Genomic DNA, 25,607 nt, shown 5'->3' on the forward strand with positions numbered 1-25,607 from the left:
CGCGCTCGCTGGAAGCTGACGGGCGCCCTCCTCCAGCAACGCGGCTAGGCAGTCAGGCGCAAAGCCGCGAGCGCATCGCGCAGCATTGCAGCCGGCGGCCGATCGATCGCCAGCGTCACGACATCCGCTTCGCCCGCCGGCATCTCCAGCGTGTCGAACTGGCTGTCGAGCAGCGAGGCCGGCATGTAGTGCCCGCTGCGGGCCTGCATCCGCGTCGCGATCAGATCCTTGTCGCCATGCAGGAACAGGAACCGCAGCGACAGCCCGGTGTCGCGCAGGCGGTCGCGATGGCGGCGGCGCAGGCCGGAGAACGCCAGCACCACGCGCTCGCCGGCCGCCACCCGTCGCGACAGCTCGGCCGCGATGCGCGCCACCCAAGGGTCGCGCATGGCGTCGGTGAGCGGCAGGCCCGTGGCCATGCGCGTCCTGGCGGCGGCGTCGTGGATGTCGTCGGCGTCGAGGAGCGTCGCCTGCCAGGCCTCCGCCAGCAGGCCTGCCAGCGTGGTCTTGCCGCTGCCCGACACCCCCATCGCGATCAGCACCTGCGGCGTCGTCGTCATCCCGGCACTTCCACGTCGACGCGATGCCGCCCGCCGGCGACGATGCCGCGCAACAGCGGTGTATCGAGCCATTGCCCGTCGGCGCGCACGCGCATGGCCTGCAGTCCCGGCACGCGCCGCACCTGCAACTCGACGTCGGCGCCGCGGAAGCGTCGCACCGCCGAGGCCTGCGACCAGTGCGACGGCAGCTGCGGTGCGATCCGCAGCGCGTCGCCTTCGCCGCGCAGCCCGAACAGGCCTTCGATCAGGCAGCGATACAGCCACGCCGCGGTGCCGGTGTTGAACAGCTGGCTGGAACGACCCGCAGTGCGCGGATGGCCGCGCCAGTCGCCGCGATAGTAATTGGGCACGAACACCGGCAGCTGTCCACGCTGCAGCAGGTCGTCGGCATCGGGGCCGGGCAGCATCGCGCGCAGCACGCGCCATGCACGGTCGGCGTCGCCCACCGCATACAGCGCGTGCAGGTAGAACGCGGCCGCGTGGTTGTAGATCGAGCCGTTCTCGGCCGAGCCGGGGAACTTCTGTGTCAACCGGCCGACGTCCTCGCGCATTGCGGTGTATGGCGGATCCAGCATGGCCACGCCATGGGGCGAGACCAGCTGCGATTCCACTGCCGCCAGCAACTGCGCACGACGCGCCGGATCGGCCGCGCCCGAGAGCATCGCCCAGCTCTGCGGATTGAGGTAGATGCGGCCCTCGGTGTCGCCTCGCACGCCGAACGCCACGTCGTCATCGGTGATGCCGCGCGCATACCAGTCGCCATCCCACAGGTGTGCGTTGGCGGCGTCATTGCACGACTGCGCGCCTTGCACGAAGGCATCCGCCGCAGCGTCTCCGGCATGGCGCGCACGGATGCCCGCCCACAGCCGCAAGGCATGCGCGGTCGCCAGGGTCAGCCAGCCGGACACGCCGCGGCCCTTGTAGCCGACCATGTTCATCGGATCGCACCAATCGCCCTGGGCGATGTATCCCAGCCCGCGCGCATCGCGCGCCGACAGCAGCCAATGCATGGCCTTGTCCACGCGCGCGGCAACGCTGGCGACATGGCCCTGCGAATCAGTAACCGGCACATCGAGCAAGGCGTCGTCGCCGGTTTCGTCGAGGTAGGCCTGCAGGAATACCGGCAGCCAGACGCAATGATCGGTGTGTGGCACCTGGTTGATGTATTTCAGCTGCGCGCCATCGACCAGCAGGACGCCATCTGGCATCGCGCCGCTGGACGCCTGTTGCGACAGCGCGCGCAGGAACGCGGCGCGGGCGGTCGCCGGTTGCAGGTAGGCCATGCCCATGTGGTCCTGCAGCAGGTTGCGCGTCTGCGGGTCGGTGGTCAGGCGATTGACGTCGCCGTGGTAGTACACCTGCCGCGGCAGCCAGTGGTTGGCGAAAGCGTCCAGCCACGGATCGGGGGTGTGGATGTCGATGCAGCCGCGCGCGGCGGCCAGGTACTCCGCATACGCGGCCGCAGCCGCTTCGAAACCGCCGGGGACGAGATATTTCGAGCGCAAGGCCTGGACCTGCGTGTCGTCGCGCGCAGGGCCGAACACGAAGCGTTCTTCGTGCGCATCGCCATCGGCGAGCACCACGCGGTACTGCAGCACCGCGGTGGGCATTTCGTAGTCGGCATCGCGCCGGCCCAGCAGCACCGCGTCGGTGACCGCCGCCGGTGCATGCAGCCCGCCCTCGCCTTCGAACGCCGACTGGCGTGCGTCCCAGGCATCGGGCGCATTGGCATGCAGCAGCACCGTGCGATCCATGAAGTCGCGCTGGACGAACCAGTCCTCCACCTTCTGGTAGGGCGTGATGCTGCTGCAGACGATTCCCCCCAGATCCTCGCGCCAGGTCGCGGACTGGTTCATCCACGACATGTAGCCGACCGGGAAGTAGGGGTAGAGGCTGAGCCGTCGCGTGCGCTTTGATCGGTTGCGCACGCGCAGCGTCCACAGTTCGGCGACATCCTCGACCGGCAGCGCCAGCCGCCATTCGAAGACCAGGCCATCGCGCTCGATCCGCCAGGCGAGCGTATCCAGTTCCGCCTCGAACGCGAAGGCATCGGCCGATGCACGCACCGGCTCGTACGGCAGCGAGAACAGCATGTCGTCGTCCTCGTCCTTCACGTAACAGAAGCGGCCGGGATGATGCGCGTAGACCGGTTGCTCGGGCTGCATGAAACTGCGCGCCTCGAGCGTCGGTGCGTGCGCGTACTTCGCCGGCTCCGGCTGCATGAACTGCGCGCTGGCAAAGCCGCGGCAGGTGGCCTGCAGCATCATCCGCCGGTTCCAGAGGAAGGCCGACGCGTGGGGCATGGCGGTCGGACTGTCGATCGTGAACCGGCGACCGTCGTCGGTGAAGCCGTACTGCAGCGGACTCATGCGCGTTCCGCCCTGCGCGCATCCAGCGCGTCCTGCACCTCGGCCATCGTCGACGCATCGAGCGGGTAGGCACGCATCACCGCCGCCGCGAAGAACGCGACCACCCCCGGGATCACGGTCAAGAGCAGCGCGATGCCCAGCTGCGAGGCATCGGACTGCGCCTGGTTGGCGACGTAGCCCATCGCCGCCAGCATCCAGCCGATCAGTGCCGCCGCCAGCGCGCCGCCGAGCTTCTGCGAAAACGTGGCGGCCGAGAACGTCATCGCGGTGGCGCGGCGCCCGGTTTTCCACTCGGTGTAGTCGGCGCAATCGGCATACATCGAGAACGCCAGTGGCGATTTCGGCCCCAGCGCCAGGCCGACCAGCGTGTTGAGCAGGAACAACAGCCAGACCGCATCGCGCGGCACCAGGAACATCGCGCAGCTGAGCACGCCCGCCGCCGCCATCAGCCACACCATCAGCCGCTTCTTGTCGACGTAGCGCGTCATCACCGGCGTGAGCGCGGCGCCCGCCGCCAGCGCCAGCGAGTAGCCGCCGAGGAACCAGCCGGTCAGTTCGGGGCGCTCGAGGTAGTACTTGAGGTAGTACACCGTCGCGCCGCTGCGCATGACGATGGTGACCATGATCAGCAGCGCCAGCACGAACAGCACCATCCACGGCCGGTTGTCGAGCAGGTCGCGCAGGTCCTGGCGCACGTCGCTGCGCTGCCCCGGTGGCGGCGCGATGCGCTCGCGCGTGCTGAAGAACACTGTCGCGAACAGCAGCGACGCCACCACCCCGTACAGCCCCAGCGTGAGCTGCCAGCCCAGCGCCTCGTTGCCGCCGCCGAACCAGCGCACCAGGTCGAGCGTGAACGCATTGACGACCGTGGTGCCGGCGAACGCGGCGATGAAGCGGAAGCTGATCAGCGTCGTGCGCTGCTGGCTGTCGTTGGTCATCACCGCCGACAGCGCCGAGTACGGCATGCTGAGCACGGTGTAGGCCAGCATCATCAGGCTGAAGGTCAGGTAGGCCCACACCAGCCTGCCGGTGTCGTCGAAGTCGGGCACGGTCCAGGTCAGCACCCCGGTGACCGCCAGCGGCAATGCGCCCCACAGCAGCCAGGGCCGGAACCGGCCGAAACGCGTGCGGGTACGGTCGGCGATGGCGCCCATCAGCGGATCGGTGACGGCGTCGAACACCCGCGTGACGAGGAACATCGTGCCCACCGCGGCGGCGGCCAGGCCCATCACGTCGGTATAGAAGATCAGCAGGAACGCGGAGATGTTGGCCCAATAGAGATTGAAGCCGAAATCGCCGATGCCGTAGCCCACCTGTTCGCGCAGGCGCAATCGTGTGCGCGGGCTTGCGCCGCCGGGATGTTGGACCTGCATGCGGCCTCCGGGTGCCGTGGCCGGGCGGCTGCGTGGCGTCCGCGGAGTGGCGGGGCCTAGCGCTTACGACGCTGTCGACTATCCTGCAAACGGGGAGTTCCGACAACCGCGGGGAAGGAAATGGTGTTGAGAGAGGCCGCTGACGGTGCCAGGTCCATTTGCACGCCAAATCGCCGTGCGGCTGCGCACGAGCTCGCTCAGCTACTCGCTCACCTAACTGCAGGCCGAGGGCTTCGCGCGCACGCCGGGCGACGGCGGGATTCTGGCGAGTGCATTGCTATATCGGTCACCATCCTGGCCAATGGCAGCCTTGGTATAGCGAACAGTGGTGCGCAATCGGTTGGCCGCCTGCCGAGTGGAAGGGGGCGCGCCAGTCCGATGGATATACAGCTGACGACCTGAGCAGCGGGTCGCACGACGCCGGCCGACTCGACGCGCGCCTGCCCCCGGCATTTCGGTCCAATCAGGGGCTTGCGATACACTTCGGTCAGGAGATCAGGCTGACGATCGCCGCCTGCGTGCGCCTGCGTGCGTGCGTACGTCGTTCTCGCAGCGCATCACTCAGGAGCGACTCAATGAAAGCGACGGTGCCTGATGCGCTCGGTCAGCTGGTGGCGGCGGTGCACGAGTTGTTTCAGATCGAGTATCTGGCTCGCACCTCCCCCGGTGAACCGCACGTCGTTTCCGAACTGCACATCCTTATGCGTCCGCGTTTTACCAGGCACACGGTGTCCAACGAGTATGACCGCCGCGAGCAGGAAATTAAGAGGCTCGGCACCTCGAGGATCATTCCGGACATCATCGTGCACGTGCCGGAGAGCCCCGACGAGAACCTGCTCGTCGTCGAGGTCAAGCTAGCCGGCAACTACAACTACAAGAGCGATGTCCGCAAACTCAGCGGCATGACCGAGCAGAAAGGCCAATACGCCTACGCGACGGGCGCCCATCTGGTACTCAACGTGCCCAAGCTGCGCGTCGACCGGGGGCACGTCTACATCGACGGCGCCCTGCATCCGGACTTGACGGCATGGTTCCAGGGGCAGTTCGCATGAGGCCGGGGGCAGGCACGTTCGTCGATGGCTAACCCTCACCCCCCTCCCGCGGATCTGGAGCCGGTGCGCGAGCGCGCATTGCGCGCTTTGCGCGACGTGCGTCCCGCGCACGACCAAACGCAGGCGGTGCCGAACTTCTGGTCGAGCGCCAAGCGCACCGACGCCGGGCGGCGCCTGCCCGAGTACTACCTGGTCTACTTCCTGCTCGTGGAGCTGTTGGGCTTCCCGCACGAAGGTCCGGAGGAGAAGGTCGCCTGGACCATTCCGTTGGATTATTGCGGTGAGCTGTTCACGATTGAGCACCGCAAGATGGGTTTGGGACTGTTCCATCCTGAGCCCGATCGGGTCGCGGCGCAGGCTGCAGAGATCGTCAACCGCATCCACAAGGCAGCCAAGGAAGCGCAACCGTTCTTTGAATGGTTCGCCGACACGCGGGTGGCGCAGTCGGCCGTGAACGTAGCCAACCACAGTCAGCCCCTCTACGAGCGCTACCGCTATCTACGCGAAGCCGCGCAATCGCACTCCCACGCGGCTGAGCAACGCAAGGAAGAGCGCCGCGCGACGGCTGCCGGCAAGACCGACCTGTCGCAATTGACGGAGCTGTGGATGGCGGATTGGCACCCCGAGCCTGAATCGGGATGGCTGGCGCTCTCGGCGGTCGAGGCCTACTTCTCTTGGACCGAGCACGTGCTGATTCACCTGGCGATCTTGCAAGGCCGCGTCACGACCGGCACGCAGGTGGCCTCACTGGCGGCCGGCGACTGGACCGGGAAGTTCAAGGCGGCGATCGACGTGAACGAGCGGGGCGCCAATACGTTGCTCGACCGCGTTCTTGCCGTGCGCCAGGACTTGCGTAACCACGTGGCGCACGGGGCGTTCGGCAAGCAAGGCGAAGCCCTCTCCTTCCATTCGCCGGCGGGAGCGGTACCGGTGCTGTTGCCCCACCGGGTAGGGCCGCAGCACTTTCGCTTCGGTAACGGCCTAGCGTTCGATGCGCTCAGAGTCTTCCAGGTGCTGGACGACTTCGAGACGTTCATGTTCGCGGGCGTGCGTGAACCCGCGCGGGAATTCTTGCTTGAGAACTGCTACCCCACGGTGCTGACGATGGCCAAGGGAGCCTATGCCGATGCGATGCGTTCGCCCGAAGCGATGACGAACTTCCTTCGCTACTGGGGCGAAGAAGTGGAGCGCTCGGCGAACATGGACTGGTAAGCGATCCGGTAGATCTGAGCGGCAGTCCTCGGCCTCGCCACGCCTGGAAGCCTCCGCGCAGCGGCCGTACCTTCTCGAAGTCGCGCTTTCGCAACTGCACGGCGACGGTGGCAGCGGATACTTCGTTCGGGCAATCCCAATGGACGGTCACTTCGTCGTTGGCGAACTCGGCGGCTTCATCAAGTGTGACCACCGAGCGCGTGGGAGGTCACCTTGCGGCTGCGCGCGAGCTCGCCCCACTATCACGACCTTGGTGTGGTCAGTGGTGCGATGGGCCCGAAGGCGCCGTCCATCCCGATGACCGACGGTCCGGGCGAGGTGACCGCCGTGCGGAGGGCGTGAAGAAGGAGCCTCCGTCGTCGCTTAGACGTTGTGTACGCGGTGTAGCGGAACGTAGACGGTAGTGAGCACAGTTTGCAGCACAAGCTGAGGGGGACGCATTGAACGATCTGAACGACGTGGTGGCGGCTCTGAACGCGCGTCTGGCTCATACATCGCTCCAAGACTTCTACGAACGCAGGCGCGAGCTGAAAGGCAGTGGCCAGAGGCCGCACGGCCTTTTCCAGTATATCCGGCGCGCTGACCGTCCGCGGAATGGTTACGCCTACCACCGCGGGGGACGCAAGGAGCTGCAGTTCAACGTCGGCTTCGAAGACGAGCGATATTTTCGATATGGTGTGGCCTTCAGCCTACAAGGTGGCCCGGACCGAATTGATCCGGTGGCGACGCTCGCGCCGCGCATCGACGAGTTCAACGAGGCAGTGGAAGACTTTGCCGACCTCGCGGGGCTCGCGGTCTGGGCCTATCGGGGCGACGACCGAATCCATGACGGTCCGTTCGGTCGTGTGCCCGATGTGCTAGTACGTTTTGGCAACTTCATCTTCATCGGTTGCCGCGCAGAAGTTGGATCGACCGGCGTCACCGACGAGATCCTCAAGGATGCGGCGCGCGTGCTGGAGGAACTGTTCCCGCTGTACCTGCGCGTAGAGGGTGCCGCGCAGGTGGGCGTTATGCCGTCATCAGACTGGGTCGCGCGCCTCGCCTACAACAGCCGGGGTTGGTGGTGCCCGGCGGGGGCCGGAGAAGTCTACGAGGCGGTACCTAGCTACCGCGCCGAACACGGATTCGGACACGAGGACTGGCTGTTCCGGGGTGAGTGGCTGCTCGACGGGTGGCGGTATGGCTTCGTGCAGGGCGTCAACAAGAGTCGTGCGAGCCTCTTGCGGAGCAACCGCCCCTTCAACCTGCGCCTCTTCACGATGCGGGGGCCGGGAGATCGCCGAGCCGTCGCGGAGATCCGTGACGTGGAATGCCTCACAAATGAGCAGGCGGCGGACGCGGTGGAGGCCTTTGAACAGCTGGGCTGGATGGACACGATGCGTGCCGAAGTGAGAGCGGCCGGGGGTAGGCCGGAAGCACTGGGGCGGACCGAGTACGCGCCGTATATCCTCAACATGCGGTACCGTCTCGAGAATGTGAGATGGCTCGATGGCAGTACGCCGCTCGCGGCCGAAGATTCGGTTCACAAGGTCAAGCGATACAGCCTATGCCGCGCCAATGATTCCCTCTGCACGGCGCAGCCGCGATGGCGAGGTCGGGCAGGGAAAACGGATTTGCCCGACGCAGTGGATCGGTGCTATTGGCGCCCCGGCGGCTGGACGACGCGTACGCCAGAGCATCTAAAGATCCAGCGCGCGCTGAAGGATGAGGTTGAGCGCCGCTATCCAGGTTGCGTAGTGGTATTCGAGCAGGACCATATCGACCTGGTCGCGCGGACAAAAGACGAACTGCTTTTGTTCGAAGTGAAGTCAGATCTCGCGCCGCTGTCCGTCATTCGCCAAGCCTTGGGACAGATTCTAGAGTACGCGCTCCATCCGCGGCGCCAACACGAGCTGCCCGTTCGCTTGGTGATCGTCGGACGGCAACCTCTCCAGTCCGTCGACGAGGCTTACCTGTCGGTGTTAAAGGAACAGCTCCGCATGCCCCTCGAGTACTGGTCCATTACAGTCTGATGGGGTCGAGAACTGTGCCCCGACGCCCCTGGCGAGATCGTGTCGCCCGCGGAGGTTCGTGCTGGCGCGACTGGTCACTGGTCCCAGAAGGGCTTGCCGTAGCAACTCGCAGGGGCCGCCGCGCCGCTGCAACCGCGAGGTTTGAACCCGAGTTCCAACGCGCCCACCTCACTTGCGGCAGCATTGCCCTCCCCACGACGCGAGGCTCCCCATGACCATCCGCACCCTCTACATCGCCGCCGGCGGCGGCTTCGACAGTGTCACGCTGGAGACCACGCCCGCCGTCGATCCCGGCCCGGGCGAGATCACCGTGCGGCTACGCGCGAGTTCGCTCAACTACCACGACCTCGGCGTGGTCAGCGGGGCGATGGGCCCGACGGCGCGTCGCATCCCGATGTCCGACGGTGCGGGCGAGGTGACCGCCGTGGGCGAGGGTGTGCGGGAGTTCGCCGTGGGCGACCACGTGGTCAGCACGTTCTTCCCGGACTGGCTCGAGGGCGAGCCGCAGGCGGAAGGGTTCGCGCGCACGCCGGGCGACGGCATCGACGGCTATGCGCGCGAGCAGGTGACGGCGCCCGCGACCTGGTTCACCCGTGCGCCGCGCGGGTGGAGCCACGCCGAGGCCGCCACCCTGACCACGGCCGGGCTCACCGCGTGGCGTGCGCTGTTCGTGGATGGCGGCCTGCGCCCGGGCGAGACGGTGCTGGTGCAGGGCAGCGGCGGGGTCTCGGTGTTCGCGCTGCAGTTCGCGAAGCTGGCCGGCGCGCGGGTCATCGCCACCTCGTCCAGCGACGAGAAGTTGGAGCGCCTGCGCGCGCTGGGTGCCGACGCGGGCATCAACTACCGCAGCGAGCCGGAGTGGGGCATGCGCGTGCGCGCGCTCACTGACGGCCGCGGCGTCGACCACGTGGTCGAGGTCGGCGGGCCGGACACGCTGGCGCAATCCATGCTGGCCACGCGCGTGGGCGGGCACATCGCGCTGATCGGCGTGCTCACCGGCGTCGACAGCCGGCTGCCGCTGGGGCTTGCGCTGGGCCGCCAGCTGCGGCTGCAGGCGCTGATCGTCGGCAGCCGCCGCCAGCAGCAGGACATGATCCGCGCGCTGGAGGCGAGCGACCTGCGTCCGGTGATCGATCGCCACTTCCCGCTCGAGGACTTGGTGGCGGCGTTCCAGCACCAGGCGAGCGGGCAGCACTTCGGGAAGATCGTGCTGGATCTCTGAGCGCGTGGCCTCCTGGAGGAGGATGCACCCGGTCGTGGCCAGCGTGGAGATCGTGGCCCGCGATATGCCGCAGTGCCACTGCGGTATATCGCATCACGAGCCCGCACAAAGGACGGGCGACGAAACCATTCGCGAGTGCAAGGCGGGGCCGCTCGCGACGCTCAGTCCTGCTGCGGACCCGGATCCCCGGAACCGCGGCCGCCGGCCGGCCGGTCGTGCCGCTCGTCGGACACGATCTCGCCGTCCACCAGGTTGATCGTGCGGTCGCAGGTCTCCGACAGACGCGGGTCGTGGGTGACCACCAGCACCGCGCAGCCGTACTGCGCGTTGAAGCGGCGCAGCAGCTCGAAGACGTCGGCAGCCGTTTTGGTGTCGAGATTGCCGGTGGGCTCGTCGGCCAGCAGCAGCGCCGGCCGCGTGACCAGCGCGCGGGCGATGGCGACGCGCTGCTGCTGTCCGCCGGACAGCTGGTCGGGGCGACGGTGACTGAACTTCTCCAAGCCCACTTCGGCCAGCAGGCCCCTGGCGATGTCGGTGATCTCCCGGTCGGGACGCCCGTGGGCGACCATCCACGGCATCAGCACGTTCTCCAGCGCGGTGAACGCGTTGATCAGGTGGTGGAACTGGAAGACGAAGCCGATATGCCGGCCGCGCAGCGCGGTGCGGCCAGCGTCGTCCATCGCGCGGGTGGCTTCGCCGCGCAGGTAGAGCTCGCCACCGGTGGGTGAATCCAGCAGCCCGATCAGGTTGAGCAGGGTGCTCTTGCCCGAGCCCGAGGGGCCCACCAGCGCGGCGAAATCGGCGCTGTCCAGGCGCAGGTCGATGCCGTGCAGCACTTCGACTTCGTTGGGCTTGCCGATGTTGTAGGACTTGCGCAGGCCTTCGAGCCGCAGCACCTCGCGGGCGTCATCCACGGATCGCCTCCACCGGATCGAGGCGCGATGCGCGCCAGGCGGGCGTCAGCGCAGCGCCGATGCCGGCCAGCGTGGCCAGTGCCATCGCCGCCGGCACCAGCGCCCTGGGCACCGGGATGAAGAACAGCCCCGGGCCGAAGGTGTTGAACATCGCCACCAGGCCCCAGCCGGCCAGTGCGCCCAGCGCCGAGCCCACCAGCCCGAGCACTGCGCCCTGCACCAGGAACACCAGCAGCATCTGGCCCCGGCGCGTACCCATGGCACGCAGGATGCCGATCTCGCGCGTTCGCTGGGCCACGCTGACCGCGAGCACGCTGGCGATGCCCAGCGCAACCGAGATCGCCACGAAGAAACTGATCATTCGCGTGGAGATGCTCTGTGAACTCAAGGCGTTCATCAGCTGCGCATTGCTCTCCATCCAGCTTTCGGCCTTCAGCCCGGTCAGCCCGCGCACGCGCGCGGCGATGCGGTCGGCGCCGAAGAGGTCCTCGACGGTCATGTCGATGACGGTGACGCCGCCGGGCAGCGCCAGCAGCGACTGCGCCTGCTTGAGGTCGAGATAGACGTAGCGCGCATCGAGTTCGCGCACGCCGAGCTCGAAGATGCCGGCCACGTTGACGATCGCCTCGCGGCCGTCGCCGGCATCGAGTCGCAGCTTGCCGCCCAGGCGCAGGCCGAGATCCTCGGCGAGTTGGCGGCCGATCACCGCATTGCCCGAACCCACCTCGAGCCGGCCCTCGACCATGTTCTCGTCGAGCGGAATCACCCGCAGGTAGCGCTCGAGATCCACGCCGACCAGCGCCACCGATTGCACCGCCTCGCCGCGCCGCCCGAACGCCGGTCCCGACACCAGCGGCGACACCGCGGCCACGCCCGGCAGACGGTCGAGCACGTCGCGCACCTGCAGCCAGTTGTCGATGGGGCGCAGCGCCTGCGGGCGCGGATCCTCGAGCACCAGCTGCACCACGCCAGCGGGCGCGCCGGCGACGAGGTTGACCTCGCGCGGCGCCTCCACGCGCACATGCGCCTGGGTGCCGAGCGTGCGGTCGATGAGGTTGTCCTGCAGGCCGGCGATCAGCGCGGTCACGAAGACGATCACCGCCACGCCCACCGCAATGCCGACCAGGATCAGCAGTGTCTGTGCCCGCCCCTGGCGCAGGAAGCGCACCGCGATGGTGGACTCGATCCACATGGGCTTCAGTCGAGCGCGACCGGCAGCTCGCCGCGCGTGGTCTGGCCGGTCTGCGGCGCCGGCTGGCCCTCCACCCGCACGCGGCTGCCGTCTTCGGGCAGGGCGTCGTCGGCGATCGCGCCGGCGGCGAGCACGCGGTCTCCGGCCTGCAGGCCTTCGAGCACCTCGCTCATCGCCAGCCCGCGCAGGCCCAGGCGCACCGGCGTGCGGCGCACGCGGCCATCGCGCACCAGCAGCACGGTGGCGCGGTCGGAGCCGAGGTCGTCATCGAGCAGTGCGTCGTTGGGCACGGCCAGCGCGTCGTCGCGGCGACCGGTGAGGAGGGTGACGGTGACGGTCATGTCCTCGCGCACGAAGTCCACGGCCGGATCGATGCGCAGGCGCACATCGACGGTGCCGCGCGCCGGGTCGATACCGGGCGCGATGTGGAACACGGTGGCCGCGAACGGCCGCCCGGGGTATGCATCGGCGATGACGGTTGCGCGTTGCCCGACCTCGATCAGGCCGAGGTTCTTCTCGTCGAGCGGCAGCAGGATCTCGCCGGGAGCGTCGGCGGCGATGTCCATCAGCACGTCACCTGGATTGACGGTGTCGCCGGGCTCGACGTTGCGGGTGAGCACGGTGCCGGTCACGGTGGCGCGGATCTGCGCGCGCTCGAGCGCGGCTTCCGCGGCCTGCAACTGCTCGCGGGCCTGCGCCTCGCGGGGGCCGCCGGACAGCGCGTCGACCGCGAGCCGCGCCTGCTCGGCCGCCGCGCGTGCGGCAACCACGGCCTGCGCGGCCTGCTCCACGCTTTCGCGCGAGACCAGCTGCGCCTGGCCGAGTTCGCGGCGACGTGCGAGATCGCGCTCGGCCTGGGCGAGGTCGGCGCGTGCCTGGCGCAGACGCGCCTCGGCATCCGGCCGCTCCGACTCGCGCAGCGCGGCAAGCGCGGCCCGGGCTTCGTCGCGGCGGGCTTCGAGATCCGCCGCGCGCAGCACCACCAGCAGGTCGCCAGGGGCCACGCGATCGCCTTCCATCACCCGGCGTTCCAGCACCAGCCCGGAAATCTCCGCGCCCACCCGTACCCGCGACGGCGCCTCCGCGCGACCGGTGGCGACGACGTTCTGCACCAGCGGCCCGCTGACCACGTCATAGCCGGGCAGCGCGGGCCCGCGCAGTCTCGACACCAGAATCAGCACGACCAGCAGGGCCACGGCCACCACCCCGACCAGAATCCATTTGCGCCGCTTGGACAGACTGGGCATGGGCCGACCTGGGATCAAAGAGGGTCATCTTGGCGCGGCGACGATGAAGCCAGCAAGGCAGCGGTGGCCGGTGTGGATGTCTCGCGCGTGGGCCGGCGGATTCCGCGCGAGCGGTGGGACCGGGCAGTGCGGTGTTCCCGCGGCTTTGACCGATGCTGCGGCCATTGCGACGGCCGCACCGGTGACGGCGCGGGCATGGCACACCTGCGTGGCACCGCGTGCGCTGCATGCGCCTGACCAGCGGCGGATGCGCGGATGGATGGCGGCGCACGGAGCACCTGCGACCAGCACAGACGCAGTCGCGGGCCCCAGCCGTTGCTTCAGTGCGTCGGCGTCGCGGCCAGCCGCTCGCGGATCCACTCGTGGTCGCGCCGCACCGGGGCGGCCAGCATCGCGGGATCGCCGTCGTAGAGATAGCTGGCCACAGTGGCGCCGGTTTCGTCGGTCGCGCGGGGATCGGCGCCGGCCTCCATGAAGCGCCGGACCGACGGGATGTCGTTGACCAGCGCGGCCTGGTGCAGGGGCGTGGCGCCGCTGCGGTCGCGCACGTCGACCCGTGCACCGGCCGCGAGCAGGCGGTCGATGTTGTCGGGCTCACGCGCGCGCAGCGCGTCGAACAACGGCGTCTGGCCGTTGCGGGTATTGGGCAGGTCGACCGCGACGCCGTGCGCGAGCAACAGATCGATCCACTCCGGATCGCTGGACATCGCGGCTTCGTGTAGCGCGGTACGGCCCTTGGCGTCCCCACGTGTGGGGTCGGCGCCGAGTTCGAGCAGCATACGGACGGCATCCCGGTCGCCCTGGCGGATCAGCCAGTTCAGCGCGGGGGTGCCGTCTTCGTCGGTGGCGTTCGGATTGGCACCGGCCGCCAGGAGTTCGCGGGCAAGTGGCGTGTTGCCGCTGCGCAATGCGGCGACGAACTGCGCCTGTGCGGGGTTGTCGAACGCGCGCGCGTCGGTGCTCATGGATTCGTGTCCTTGCGTGCAGCCGGAGGCCGCGAGCATCGACGCGGCCAGCAGCAGGTGCGGAAGTGGGCGACGGGTCATGGCGCGCAGCATGCCGCAGCTGGCGTCAAGACGCGCGCAGGCGCGTGCCGCCCCGCTGGAAGGCGGACGGCGGCGCAGGGCGTCCGTCGTGTGCCCGGCATTCCCGGGATCAGTTGAACGGGTTCAGGGCGTCGAGCGCGCGGCCTGCACCGTTGGCGATGCCGCGGCCGAGATCGCGCGCGCCGTTGGCAACGCCCTGGGCGACGTCGGCGGTGAAGTCGTTGACGCCCTGGGCCACGTTGCCGGCCAGGTCGGCCACCGCTTCGACACCATCGCCGAGCTTGTCGGTCGCGATGTCGACCGCGCTGGCGATGCCGTCGGCCACGTTGCCGACCACGTCGCCGGTGCCCTCGACGAAGCCGGCAACCGCATTGGCCGGCGTCTGCAGCCCGGTGATCCGGCCGAGGTCGCGCACGAAGCCACCGGTCGCATTCGCGGTGTTCTGCGCGGTCTCCCCGACCAGGCTGACCGCGCCGTCGAGCACGTCGCCGACGGTACCGATGCTGGCGTCGGCCACATCGCCCAGCAGGCCGTAGCTCGCCGCGATGCCCTTGCCTTCTGCCACGCCGGCGGTGAACTCACCGAACCCGGTTCCCAGTTCGGAGGCCGTGCCCGCCAGGTCCCCGCCCAGATCGACCACCTCGCGGATGCCCGACGCGAGCGCGTTGAACTGCAGGTCACCGACGGCGGTCACGCCCGCCACCAGGGTGTCGGTACCGAACGCCGTGGTCGCGCCGACCACGTCTCCGAGCGCGTCGGTGCCAGCGTCGACCACGCTGCTGGCGCCGTTGAGCAGGCTGCCCACCACCCAGCTTCGCGGAGTCGCGCCAGGGCCGTTGCGCATCACATCACCGAGCGACTCCATGCCGGTGGCGAGGGTGTCGCCGGCAGTGTCGATGCCGCGGTTCACGCCCGCGCCGAGGGTGTCGCCGATGCTCGGGCCGAGCGCGGGGTCGGTGGGGCTGGCATGGTCGAAGGCTTCGACATAGACCGCATCCGGACCGCCGCCGCCGTGCAGGCCGCCGAAGCCGGTGCCGGCAGGCGGATCGATGCGCAGCGCGTGGCCGACCGCAGTGGGCGGCGAGCCGACGATCGGCAGCGCCGGGACGTCTTCCTGCGCGCCGGTGAGCGGATCGCCATTGACCGCGTAGCGACGCACCTGGCCGCTTTCGGCCACGCTTTCGCGCGCCGCATTGGGATTGAAGCCCAGGCTTCCGAGCGTGTTGTTGCTCAGGCCCGAGCTGTTGAAGGTGACGGCCGAGGCGCCCGTGGCCAGCGAGGCCGCCGAGGCGAGGCCGCCCCCGAGCGAGTGTCCGGTCAGGGCGACATTGCCATCGCCCAGAACATGCTCGGCGCGCTTGGCGAGCTCGATGGCGCTGCTGTACTGGGAGGCATCCATGCCCAGGCCCTGCTGCCCGTTGTTCACCCAGTCCATGAGCTGGCTGGGCTTGCTGCCGAGCTCCGAGCCGCGATAGGCGACCACGTACCCGCCGTCCTGGTGCTGGTAGATCTCGGCATGGAAGCCGGAGCGATCGTCGCTCATCAGGCCGGGATCGATCGGGATCCGGTTGCCGTGCTGGTCCGTCAGGCTCACGCCGTCGGCGTGCGGCTCGAGGGCGGTCCAGCCTGCGTCGGCGAGTGCCTGCGCGTATTGCGGGCTCTCGGGCGCGTAGGCGCCGTTTGCCATCATCGCGAACAGCTGGTCGCGACTGTCGGGCGCGGTGCCGCGGATGCTGTCGCTGAGATCGTGGACGCCGGCGCGGTAATCCGTCGTTACCGGCGGCGGTGGCGGCGCGGACTGCTGCGGAAGGGCGGACAGACGCGCGGTATCGGCGACGATCACCATGACGGGATCCAGGGGGCAGGAAGTCTGGGCCGACGTTAACCAACCCCCGCGCGGCGCAACACTCGGGGCGACCCTAGCCCGTGCGCCTTCCAGGCGACGGGGATGCGGGCCACCCTACCCGGCCGACATCGCAGGATGCGACATCGACGGGCCCGGCCTCCGCCCGGGCCGGCCGTGCGGTAGCCGGCCGTGACGCCCACCGGAGAGGCTCGCGTAGTGCGCGGTCTGCCGTGCGGGGCGCGCTGCCCTCAGCGGTAGGGCCCCGGTCCGCGCCAGACCACTTCGCCCTGCCGGTAGACGCGATGGAAACCGATCACCTCGCGCGCATCGCCGATACCGCGCATCTGCGGATCCTCCGGGTCGACCATCCGGCAGTCGCTGGACTCGCGGCGCAGCGCCGTCTCCAGCGGGCACACCATGAGCCGGCGCGTGCCCGGCAAGGGGATGAACAGTTCGCTGACGCCCTGGTCGCGCCATTCGCGCAGGCGGGTCTCGCTGGTGGTGTCGTAGATCACCTGATAGCCCCCGACCTCCAGGCTGGGCAGGTCGGAAGACGCATCGCGGCCACGGCCGCGGCCGACGCTGGGGCTGCGGGAGAGCCCCGAGTTCACCGGCGCCGTTTCTTCCGGAAGCATGCCGGGCGGCTGCCCCCACACATGCTGGCGGCGCTGCTGGGATGGAGGACTGGCCGCCGTCTGCGCAGCGCCCTGGCCGGCGTCGGCCGGAGACTGCACGGGCACGGGCGGCACGTCGCTTGGCTGCTGCGCAGGCTGCGGCGGGCGGACCTCGGTCAGGGCGTCGGCGGGATCGGGTGCTTCCGGCGGCACCGGGGCTTCGGCCTGCTCGACGCGCGTGGTCCGCACGCGCGAGGCCGCCGGGGCCGACTGCGCTGGAGGTGTCGCGGGCGCGGGGCGGGCAACGGGTGCGACCACCGGCTGGGAAGGCGTGATGCCGACGAAGTCGACGACCATGCGGCTGCCGGCGGACGCGCCCTGCGGCGTGGTCATCACGATCGGCTGCGAAGTCAGCAGCAGGTAGGCGAACCACAAGTGCAGCAATGCGCTCGCCAACGCGGCGATCCAGGGCTGCAGACGGTCGATCCGGGACGTGGCCTGGCCCCCCGCGTGACGCGACGCCTTGCTCATGCGGCCAGCGATTCGCCGGAGATGCGGACCTTCATCAGGGATCTACGGCTGCGACGTGGGAGCGGCATCGTAACGCGCGTCCGGGCAAGCCGGGCGCGACCGGGTGCGCCTGTCGCGAGGATCGGCCTTCGCCCGAGCTGTGATGTATCGGGAACACGCCAGCACGGCTGTTGCGCCGGCGTGTCCGCGGACCGGGCGGCCGGGCGCCGACGGCCCGGCGCCGGGCAGCGGCGCTGGCGTTCAGTCCTTCAGTGCGTCGGGCACCTTGCCGCCGTTCTCGGCAAGCTTGCGCATGACCGCCCGGTGCAGGGCGATGTTCTGCTCGGCGCTGCCGGCCGCACCGGCATTGACGCCCAGTTCCGTGGCCAGCTCCTTGCGGGCCTCGAGGCTGGAATCGAGGTCGAGCAACTTGAGCAGGTCGACGATGGAATGCCGCCAGTCGCTGGGGCCGCCCTTCTTGGCCGCCATGTCGGTCAGGACCGCTTCGACGTCCACCGGCTCGGCCGGGGCTGCCGCCGCAGGCGCCGGGGCCGGATTGCGCGACGGTGGCGACACCTTGGGGTCGTTCTTGCTGCCGGTGAAGATCACCGCGGCCGGCCTGGCGACCGCGCCCCCCGGCGTGGCGGTGGGCTTGGCGGCGGGTTTGCGACCGAAGATGCGGTCGGAGATCTTGGAAAACAGGCCCATGGGTAGTGCTCCGGAACAGGGGAGCGGCGAGTGTGGGTGGGCGTTCGCAAAGGTCGAATGAAAGGACCGTGGGCCGTGTCGTACCGGCCCACCGCAGCGGCTCCCGAATATCGGGCACGGCGCATCGCATCAGCCGCCGGCGCACACGGACCAATTGCGTCAGGTCCTTGGCGGGCGCACAGGCGTTCGGATAGCGTTGACGCAACGTTCCCGCGCGCTCCCGATGATGCGCGCTGCGCCATTTCCCGAGTGCAACGACCGATGCCGAACATCCTCACCCTCGACGGCAGTCGTATCCACGACATCACCTCGTTCTTCGACGAGGTCAACCGGGTCTTCATGGCCGATGAAGACTGGGCTCTGGCCCACAGCCTCGATGCCTTCGACGACCTGCTCCACGGCGTCTACGGCGCGCTCGATGGCGAGGCGCGGGCGACCCTGGTGTGGACGGAATTCGAGCGCAGTCGCGCCGCACTCGGCATCCCCGCCACACGCACCTGGCTGCAGGCCAAGCTCGCAATGCCCACGCGTTACGACAGCGCGCGAATCGAGCGCGAACTCGCGGCGCTCGACGCGGGCACCGGCCCCACCTTCTTCGACATCGTGCTGACCGTCATTGCCGCGCATCCCAACATCGCCCTGGTGCCGCGCTGAGCTTCGACCGCGAGGGCGGCCGCGACTTCGACGTGGCCGTGCAGCCGCAGGTCACGACCAACGACATGCTGCTGATGGTGCGCACCGCTCTGGCCGGTGGTGGCATCACCGTCGGCATCGAGGAGACGTTCGCGCCCTATCTGGCGCGCGGCGAGCTGGTCACGCTGCTCGACAGGTTCCTGCCGCCATTTCCAGGGTTCTTCCTGTACTTCCCCGACCGGCGCAACCAGCCGCCGAAACTGCGTGCGTTGATAGAACACGTGCGCCGCTTCCGCAAGGTCGGCTGAGGCAGGCCGACGTCCGATGCGCGTTGGCCAACCTGCCGGCCGGCAGGACCGCGCGCAACGCTGGCCGAGTGCGGGACCATGCGGCCGGCGCGCCGCCGGCGCACCCGGCTGCGGCGTCCTTGGGCCGCGCCTCAGCCGGCGGGGGCTCCGGCGCCGGCCGGCGCGACACGCCGCTCGAGCCATGCGACTGCGGCGGCGCAACCGTCCTCGTCCTGCATCCGCGCACCGAGCGCCGCGGCGTGCGCGCGCGTCTCCGCACGCTCGGCGAAGGCGATCGCGGCGGCGAGCCGGCGCGCCGATGGGCGCCGTCCCGACAGCACGCGGTCGGCGATGCCCAGCGCGCGCAGGCGCCGCGCCCAGAACGGCTGGTCGCCGGCGAACGGCAGGATCACCGACGGAATCCCGGCCCGGCACGCGGAATGGGTGGTGCCCGAGCCGCCATGATGGATCGCCAGCGCGCAGCGCGGCAGAAGCCAGTCGTGCGGCGCGCTGCCGATGACGTGGATGTTGGGCGGCAGGCCGGTGGTGTCGATCCCGCTCCAGCCGGGATTGAACAGGGTGCGCCGGTCCCCGACCGCCGCGACCACCGCCTCGCGCACGCGCGCCGCATCGAAGCCGCTCATGCTGCCGAAGCCGATGTAGACCGGTGGCGGGCCGGCGCCGAGCAGCGCCTGCAGCGCCGCCGGCGGCGTCCAGTCCTGCGAGGGGGGCACCCATTGGCCGCAGGCGACCGCATCGGCCGGCCAGTCGTCGACGTTGGGCAGCAGCGCCGGGGAAATGCCGTAGAGCACCGGGTGGGCCATCGGCAGCGTTCTGCGCGCCGGCAGCCCGATCGCCGCGCGGCCACGGTTGGTGGTCGCGCGGAAGGTGCGCCAGACCATGCCGTTGACGAAGTCGTGGGACAGGCGGTTCAGCGCACGCGGCACCCGCAGCGGCACCAGCGGCGATGCGAACGCGGCCGTCGGGCTGATCGGGATCATCATCGCGCCGATTGCCGGCACGCCCCGCGCCTCGGCGACCGACAGGCCGACGAAGGCGGTGAGGCCGGACACGATCACCGCATCGCAGCCCTCGGCGAGCGCCATGGCCTGTTGCATCCATTCGGGCGTGCGCGCCTCGACGATGCGGATCAGCGCGCGTTCGATCTGCCGCATCGCGCCCATGCGCGAGAGCGTGCCGCGGATGTCGCCGGCCAGGCCGGTCGCCGGCACGCCGAGCGTGGTGGCGGTATCGAGCGTGTCGGCATCGCCAAGCAGATGGACCGAGTGCCCCGCACGCATCAGCGCGCTGCCGAGCGCGGCGAGCGGGCGCGCATCGCCCTCGGTGCCATAGGTGATGATCAGCAGACGCATGACCGGACAGTCTGGCGCAGGGCGGGTGAGGTCAGCTGGTCTTGAGCAGCTGGACGCGGAACCGGCGGCCCTTGATCTTGCCTTCGCGAAGATGCGAGACCGCCTGCTGGGCCTTGCCGCGGGCGATGGCGACATAGCTGCGCGTGGCGAAGACGTCGATCTTGCCGATCGCGTCCTTGTGCAGTCCTGCCTCGCCGGTCAGCGCACCGACAATGTCGCCGGGCCTGAGCTTGTCGCTGCGACCGGCATCGATGCGCAGGGTCACCATCGGCGCGACCGGCACGTCGTTGGCCCGGCCGCTCAGCGGCAGCAGCTTTTCCCAGCGCGCGGGTGCGCCGAAGTGCGCCTCGATCAAGGCGGTACGCGGCATCTCGCGCGGCGTGACCAGATTCAGCGCCAGCCCCTTGCGCCCGGCGCGGCCGGTACGGCCGATGCGGTGCACGTAGGTGTCGGCGTCGTGCGGCAGTTCGAAATTCACCACCGCGGCGAGGTCCTCGACATCGAGTCCGCGCGCGGCGACATCGCTGGCCACGAGCACGTTGCCGCTGCGGTTGGAGAAGCGCACCAGCACCTCGTCGCGGTCGCGCTGCTCCATGTCGCCGTGCAGGGCGAGCGCATCGAAGCCGTAGTGGTTCAGCGAACCTGCGACCTCGTCCACGTCGGCGCGCGTGTTGCAGAACACCACGGCCGATTCGGGCCGGTGCCGCAGCAGCAATGCAGCCAGCAGCGGCGCGCGGCGCGCGGGTTCGACCTCGTGGAAGATCTGTTCGATGGTCGGCGCCGGCGCATCGCCGGCGACACCGATCTGCACGGGCTCGCGCAGCATCGCGGTGCCGAGGCTGCGGATCTCCTCCGGAAACGTCGCCGAGAACAGCAGGCCCTGCCGCGTCGGCGGCACCCGCTTGACGATGTCGCGGATCGATTCCTCGAAGCCCATGTCGAGCATGCGGTCCGCCTCGTCGAGCACCAGGGTGCGCACGTGGCGCAGGTGCAGGGCCTTCTTCTTGGCCAGCTCCTGGATGCGGCCCGGCGTGCCGACGACGACGTGGGGCGGGTGGGTCAGCGACGCCAGCTGCGGCGCGAGCGGAATCCCGCCGCACAGCATCGAGATCTTCAGATTGGGGATGCCGGTGGCCAGTTTGCGCAGCTGCTTGCCGACCTGGTCGGCCAGCTCACGGGTCGGGCACAGCACCAGCGCCTGGGTTTCGATCAGGCCCGTGTCGATGTTGCGCAGCAGGCCGATGCCGAAGGCGGCGGTCTTGCCGCTGCCGGTGGGCGCCTGGGCGACCACGTCGCGGCCCTCGAGAATCGGCGGCAGCGCCTCGGCCTGGATCGGCGTCATGGCGGTGTAACCGAGGGCATCGACGCCCTGCAACAGGGCGGGCGACAGGTCGAGCGTGGAGAACGGAAGAGGCGTGGTCATGCGCACATGATCGCAGGAGTGGGGGCGATGTACCGGCTGCGGTCGCGCGGGGCGCGGGAATCCGGCTTCGGGCGGCGCGGGAATCCGGGCTGCGGACACCGCTCGGGCTCCGCGCTTCCTGCCACGCGTCCGGTATCCGGCGGGCAAGATCCGGAGTCGACGGCACCTCGTGTTTCCCCGTCGCGCGCACGCGGACATGGGCCCGCGCCACCGAGGCCGGCGCCGATGGCCAGCGCGAGAACGTGCTCAGGCCGCGAACACCACCTGCGCCCCGTCCTCGACGATCGCATGCGGCAGGAAGCGGGCGCTGTCGCGGGTGATCGGCGAGTCGTCCTCGCGCACGCCGATGCCGCAGGCGGTGTCGCCGACGATCCAGCTGCCGACCATCGGGAAATTCCCGTCGAACGACGGCAGCGGATGCGCGGCCTGGCGGATGCACGGACCGGTGTAGGGGCCGTCACTGCGCAGGCGCTGGCCATCGGCCAGGTGCAGTTCGATGTTGGCGCCTTCGCGCGAATGCAGCGGCTTGCGCACCCAACCGGCAGGCAGGTCGCCGCCGTCGTCGAATTCGGCGGCCAGCAGGTTGGGATGGCCGCGGTGCCGCTCCCACAGCAGCGGCAGCAGGCCCTTGTTGCTGAGCAGCGCCTTCCACGGCGGCTCGATCAGGCGCAGGCCGGATTTGGGCAGCGCGCGGCCGAAGTCGTCGTGGAACAGGTCCTCGAGCGGATAGAGCTTGAACAGCGACCCGATCACCACGTCGTCGAGGTCGGTGAAGCGCCCATCCTCGGAGAGACCGATGTCCTCGAGCGCGATCGCCTCGCCGTGCAGGCCGCCCTGCGCCGCGCAGTCGCGCAGGTAGGCGATCGTGCCCTGGTCCTCTTCGGAGTCGCGCACGGCGGCGAACAGCAGCGGCGGCGGCAGGCTCGCGGCAAGCTCGGCGAACCGGTCCACCAGGGCCTCGTGGATCGAGTTGAACTGGTCGGCCTCACGCGGAAGGCGCCCCGAGGCGCGCTGGTCCTCGAGCCACTGCCACTGGAAGAACGCGGCCTCGAACAGCGAGGTCGGCGTGTCGTAGTTCAGCTCGTAGAGCTTGGCCGGACCGGTGCCGTCGTAGGCCAGGTCGAGCCGGCCGTAGAGATGCGGTTCGCGCCGGCGCCAGCTTTCAGCGATCCAGTCGCGGAATTCCGCCGGGATCGCCAGCCGCTGCATCAGCGCATCGCTGGCGACGATCTCGTCGACCAGCGCCATCGCCATGCGATGCAGCTCGGCGCTGGGGTCTTCGAGATCGTGTTCGATCTGCGCCATCGTGAACGCGTAGTACGCGCGCTCGTCCCAGTAGCGCGCGCCATCGATGGTATGGAACCGGAAACCGCACTCGGCGGCCTGCGCCTGCCAGTCGCCGCGCTCGACGATCCCGACGCGCCGCACCTCAGCCGCCGGTACTGCGGCCGGTGGCCGAGCGGCCGAAACCGCCGCGGTTGGCGGTGACCGCGCGATCGGGCGTCATCGATACCGGGGCCATGCCGGCACGGCCCGCGCCGGGCGCGCCACTGGGACGCAGCCAGCCCTGGCGGTTGTCGCGGAACGCCGGGGTCGCCTGTGCGGTGCGCTGGGCGGCAGCTGCGCCGGCCCGGTTGTTCATCATCTGCGACAGGAAGAAACCCGCCATCAGCGGGCCGACGAAGGAATGACCGGCCGAGGTCTTCTGTTCCACGCATTCCTCTGCCGGGAACTCGGCCTCGCATTCGGCGCGGCTGCTGTACTGCGGGGCGGTGTCGGCAGCCTGCAGCTTGGCCTGCTCGAACGCGATGCGGCAGGTGGCGGTATCGCCGATCGCCTGCGCGCAGCTTTCGACCGACGTGTAGAGGCCTTCCTGCACCTGCACCGGCGCATCGCGCTGGCAGGCGCTGAACAGCAGGGGCGCGGTGCCCATCAGGAGCAACGCGGTGGTCTTCGAACGCTTGAGGCGTCGCGTATCGCGTGCGTCGGTCATGTCCGTGCGCCGTCGTGTGTGCGGGTCGTCCATCATGCCCCCCGCGCGGCGTGCGGCAAAGCGGTCCCTCTACACTGGGGTTCAGCCCCGAGACCGGAATGCCGATGCGTCATGCCCTGCTGTTGCCCCTGCTGCTCGCCACGACGAGCGTGGCCGCCCAGACGGGCGGCGAGCGCGAGCAGGCCCTGCATGCACGTGCGATCGCCGCCGGCTACAAGGCGCTCACCCTGTGCAGCGCGCATTTCAATGCCGGCCGGACGCCGGCGCAGGTCGAGGCGCTCGAACTGGTCGGCATCTATCCCGAATACCAGGCCGCCGTGGATGCGCTCGACGCCGTGGTCGATCCGGCTGCGCGGACCGTCTCGGTGGCCTTCGATGTCGCCCTGCCGCCGCGGATTGCCGCCTGGCGCCCGAACCTGGGCTGCACGCAGCTGCCGATCGGCGCGGCAGCGGAGGCAATCGCCGCGCTGCCGCGTTTCGACGCCGCCGCGCCGCAGCTCGACGACGCGCCCTGGCCGCTGGGCGACCGCGATGCGACCGCCGCACCGCGTGGTGATCGCGCCGCGCTCGAGCAGGCCGTCGCCGACGCGTTCGACACCGGTCGCTACGGCGACGGTCACGCGACCACTGCCGTCATCGTGGTCCAGGACGGCCGCATCATTGCCGAGCGCTACCGCGAGAGCTTCGGCCCGCACGTCTCGCAGCGGACCTGGTCGGTGGCCAAGAGCCTGGCCGGGGCACTGGTCGGCGTGGCGCAGGCCGCCGGCGAGCTCGACCCCGCGGCGCCGGCTGCGGTGAGCGAATGGCAGGCGCCGGGCGATCCGCGACGCGCGATCACCGTCGACCAGCTGCTGCGCATGTCCAGCGGCCTGCACAGCGACACCGCCGGCAACCGCACCGATGCGCTGTATTTCGGCGGCGTCACCGTGGCCGAGGCCGCGACCGGCTGGCCGCTGGTGCATCCGCCCGGCAGCCGGTTCCGCTACGCCAACAATGACAGCGTGCTGGCCGTGCATGCGCTGCGCGCGATCAGCGGCGACGAGGCACGCGCCCTGTCGCGGCCGTTCACGGATCTGTTCTGGCCACTGGGCATGACCCGCACCCGGGCCGAGACCGACTGGCGCGGCGGCTTCGTGCTGTCGAGCCAGGTGTGGTCGACGGCGCGTGATCTCGCCCGGTTCGGCCTGCTGCTGCAGAACGATGGCCTGTTCGACGGCCGGCGCATGCTTCCCGAAGGCTGGGTCCGCGCCGCGACGACCCCGTCGGGCCCGCAGCCCGAGGGCGACTTCGGATACGGAGCCACCCTGTGGCTGATGCAGCGCTCGCCCGGCGTCCCGCCCGACACGTTCGCGGCCTTCGGCAACCGTGGCCAGTACGTGATCGTGACGCCGTCCCGCGGCGTGGTCCTCGTGCGCCGCGGGGAGGATCCGACCGGCAAACGCTTCGATCCGGCGCGTTTTGCCGGGGCGGTACTCGAAGCGTTGCCCGGTTCAGGCGTGCCCGCTCCCTGAATCCAGGCTGGTTGGGGCAGGGATGGATAGGCGGGTTTCACCCATGTCCAACGAGTGCGCCACTAGTTTCGCCCCTGGTCGCACCCTCTCCCGCTTTCCTGGCGCTGTCGTGCCGCCGGACGCCCATGCATAACGATCCCCACCACACCAGCTCGGTCCAGCAAGACCTCACCCCTGCCGATGCCGCGGTGGCCGGCGAGGAGGCCCTCGAAGCGCAGTTCAAACCCGGCCTTGCCCAGGCGCCCTACTACTCGGCCGGACGGCACTGGGATGACTACGCTCCCGCCTACCGTTATGGACGCGACTGCCGCCAACGCCATGCCGGCCGCCGCTTCGACGAGATCGAGGCCCAGCTCGAACATGGCTGGGACGCGGCACGCGGGCATTCGCGCCTGGGCTGGGTGGAGGCGCGTGGCGCGGTCGAAGATGCCTGGGCGCGCGCGACCGCTTCCAACGATCCGCCCTGTCCCAGTACCACCCGACAGTCGCGCCACGACCTCGACTGAGCCC

General features: G+C 69.8%; 22 protein-coding genes. 8 read left to right on the forward strand and 14 right to left on the reverse strand.

Features of this window, described 5'->3' with window-relative positions:
* Window positions 1-44: 44 nt before the first annotated feature.
* Genes EGK76_RS09780 through EGK76_RS09790 form a run of 3 tightly spaced genes read right to left on the reverse strand, consistent with a single transcriptional unit; the run spans window position 45 to window position 4,302 of the window.
* On the reverse strand, window positions 45-560 hold the full coding sequence (locus EGK76_RS09780; protein ID WP_199730896.1) for a gluconokinase, GntK/IdnK-type: 516 nt from the start codon (window positions 558-560) through the stop codon (window positions 45-47).
* Window positions 557-2,929 carry an NdvB protein gene (locus EGK76_RS09785; RefSeq protein ID WP_123832482.1) on the reverse strand — a complete coding sequence of 791 codons (2,373 nt, stop codon included), beginning with the start codon at window positions 2,927-2,929 and terminating at the stop codon, window positions 557-559. Before EGK76_RS09785 ends, EGK76_RS09780 begins: the two co-directional genes overlap by 4 nt.
* Window positions 2,926-4,302: an MFS transporter gene (locus tag EGK76_RS09790; protein WP_123832483.1), complete on the reverse strand. Its 1,377-nt coding sequence runs from the start codon at window positions 4,300-4,302 to the stop codon at window positions 2,926-2,928. The genes EGK76_RS09785 and EGK76_RS09790 overlap by 4 nt, the downstream gene beginning before the upstream one ends.
* A gap of 575 nt (window positions 4,303-4,877) precedes the next feature.
* On the opposite strand from EGK76_RS09790, the gene EGK76_RS09795 reads away from it, so the two are divergent.
* The 4 genes from EGK76_RS09795 (at window position 4,878) to EGK76_RS09810 (ending at window position 9,800) form a co-directional block, all read left to right on the forward strand.
* A complete protein-coding gene (locus tag EGK76_RS09795) occupies window positions 4,878-5,354 on the forward strand; it encodes a hypothetical protein (RefSeq protein ID WP_123832484.1) in 477 nt (158 codons plus the stop codon).
* A 63-nt stretch (window positions 5,355-5,417) separates the two neighbouring features.
* Window positions 5,418-6,566: a hypothetical protein gene (locus EGK76_RS09800; protein WP_123832485.1), complete on the forward strand. Its 1,149-nt coding sequence runs from the start codon at window positions 5,418-5,420 to the stop codon at window positions 6,564-6,566.
* A gap of 440 nt (window positions 6,567-7,006) precedes the next feature.
* A complete protein-coding gene (locus EGK76_RS09805) occupies window positions 7,007-8,578 on the forward strand; it encodes a hypothetical protein (RefSeq protein WP_123832486.1) in 1,572 nt (523 codons plus the stop codon).
* 211 nt (window positions 8,579-8,789) lie between these two features.
* Entirely contained in the window at window positions 8,790-9,800 is a 1,011-nt protein-coding gene (locus EGK76_RS09810; RefSeq protein WP_123832487.1) for an NAD(P)-dependent alcohol dehydrogenase, read from the forward strand.
* A 161-nt stretch (window positions 9,801-9,961) separates the two neighbouring features.
* Here the strand turns inward: EGK76_RS09810 and EGK76_RS09815 are convergent, their stop codons facing one another.
* From EGK76_RS09815 to EGK76_RS09845, 7 genes are all read right to left on the reverse strand, one after another.
* On the reverse strand, window positions 9,962-10,714 hold the full coding sequence (locus EGK76_RS09815; RefSeq protein WP_123832488.1) for an ABC transporter ATP-binding protein: 753 nt from the start codon (window positions 10,712-10,714) through the stop codon (window positions 9,962-9,964).
* Window positions 10,707-11,906, reverse strand: coding sequence for an ABC transporter permease (locus tag EGK76_RS09820; protein WP_123832489.1), 1,200 nt, complete (start codon window positions 11,904-11,906; stop codon window positions 10,707-10,709). Before EGK76_RS09820 ends, EGK76_RS09815 begins: the two co-directional genes overlap by 8 nt.
* 5 nt (window positions 11,907-11,911) lie before the next feature.
* Window positions 11,912-13,153 carry an efflux RND transporter periplasmic adaptor subunit gene (locus tag EGK76_RS09825; protein ID WP_123832490.1) on the reverse strand — a complete coding sequence of 414 codons (1,242 nt, stop codon included), beginning with the start codon at window positions 13,151-13,153 and terminating at the stop codon, window positions 11,912-11,914.
* 320 nt (window positions 13,154-13,473) lie between these two features.
* Complete coding sequence (locus EGK76_RS09830) at window positions 13,474-14,118, reverse strand: ankyrin repeat domain-containing protein (protein ID WP_158613479.1); 645 nt, start codon at window positions 14,116-14,118, stop codon at window positions 13,474-13,476.
* Window positions 14,119-14,308: 190 nt separating this feature from the next.
* Window positions 14,309-16,045, reverse strand: a complete 1,737-nt coding sequence (locus EGK76_RS09835) for a DUF2974 domain-containing protein (protein WP_123832492.1) — start codon at window positions 16,043-16,045, stop codon at window positions 14,309-14,311.
* 248 nt (window positions 16,046-16,293) lie between these two features.
* Window positions 16,294-17,190, reverse strand: a complete 897-nt coding sequence (locus EGK76_RS09840) for a plasmid stabilization protein ParE (RefSeq protein ID WP_096296883.1) — start codon at window positions 17,188-17,190, stop codon at window positions 16,294-16,296.
* 240 nt (window positions 17,191-17,430) lie between these two features.
* Window positions 17,431-17,877, reverse strand: a complete 447-nt coding sequence (locus tag EGK76_RS09845; protein ID WP_123832493.1) for a DUF3597 domain-containing protein — start codon at window positions 17,875-17,877, stop codon at window positions 17,431-17,433.
* Window positions 17,878-18,138: 261 nt separating this feature from the next.
* Between EGK76_RS09845 and EGK76_RS09850 the strand changes: the two genes are divergently transcribed.
* A complete protein-coding gene (locus EGK76_RS09850; protein ID WP_096296881.1) occupies window positions 18,139-18,531 on the forward strand; it encodes a barstar family protein in 393 nt (130 codons plus the stop codon).
* Between the two features lie 32 nt (window positions 18,532-18,563).
* Complete coding sequence (locus EGK76_RS09855; RefSeq protein WP_233580250.1) at window positions 18,564-18,818, forward strand: LysR substrate-binding domain-containing protein; 255 nt, start codon at window positions 18,564-18,566, stop codon at window positions 18,816-18,818.
* 131 nt (window positions 18,819-18,949) lie between these two features.
* Here the strand turns inward: EGK76_RS09855 and EGK76_RS09860 are convergent, their stop codons facing one another.
* The 4 genes from EGK76_RS09860 to EGK76_RS09875 all read right to left on the reverse strand — a co-directional run bounded on the left by EGK76_RS09860 (window position 18,950) and on the right by EGK76_RS09875 (window position 23,586).
* Window positions 18,950-20,170, reverse strand: a complete 1,221-nt coding sequence (locus EGK76_RS09860; protein WP_123832494.1) for a glycosyltransferase — start codon at window positions 20,168-20,170, stop codon at window positions 18,950-18,952.
* A gap of 31 nt (window positions 20,171-20,201) precedes the next feature.
* Window positions 20,202-21,593 (reverse strand): ATP-dependent RNA helicase DbpA, encoded by a 1,392-nt coding sequence (dbpA, locus tag EGK76_RS09865; protein ID WP_096296879.1) that lies wholly within the window; start codon window positions 21,591-21,593, stop codon window positions 20,202-20,204.
* Window positions 21,594-21,839: 246 nt separating this feature from the next.
* Window positions 21,840-23,021 carry a glutathionylspermidine synthase family protein gene (locus EGK76_RS09870; RefSeq protein WP_123832495.1) on the reverse strand — a complete coding sequence of 394 codons (1,182 nt, stop codon included), beginning with the start codon at window positions 23,019-23,021 and terminating at the stop codon, window positions 21,840-21,842.
* Between the two features lies 1 nt (window position 23,022).
* Entirely contained in the window at window positions 23,023-23,586 is a 564-nt protein-coding gene (locus tag EGK76_RS09875) for a DUF1190 domain-containing protein (RefSeq protein ID WP_123832496.1), read from the reverse strand.
* 104 nt (window positions 23,587-23,690) lie between these two features.
* Between EGK76_RS09875 and EGK76_RS09880 the strand changes: the two genes are divergently transcribed.
* Window positions 23,691-25,097 carry a serine hydrolase domain-containing protein gene (locus EGK76_RS09880; protein WP_199730897.1) on the forward strand — a complete coding sequence of 469 codons (1,407 nt, stop codon included), beginning with the start codon at window positions 23,691-23,693 and terminating at the stop codon, window positions 25,095-25,097.
* Window positions 25,098-25,222: 125 nt separating this feature from the next.
* A complete protein-coding gene (locus EGK76_RS09885; RefSeq protein ID WP_096296875.1) occupies window positions 25,223-25,603 on the forward strand; it encodes a hypothetical protein in 381 nt (126 codons plus the stop codon).
* The last annotated feature ends 4 nt before the right edge of the window (window positions 25,604-25,607 follow it).

Origin of the sequence: Luteimonas sp. 100069, assembly GCF_003813845.1 — a bacterium.
GTDB lineage: Bacteria > Pseudomonadota > Gammaproteobacteria > Xanthomonadales > Xanthomonadaceae > Luteimonas > Luteimonas chenhongjianii.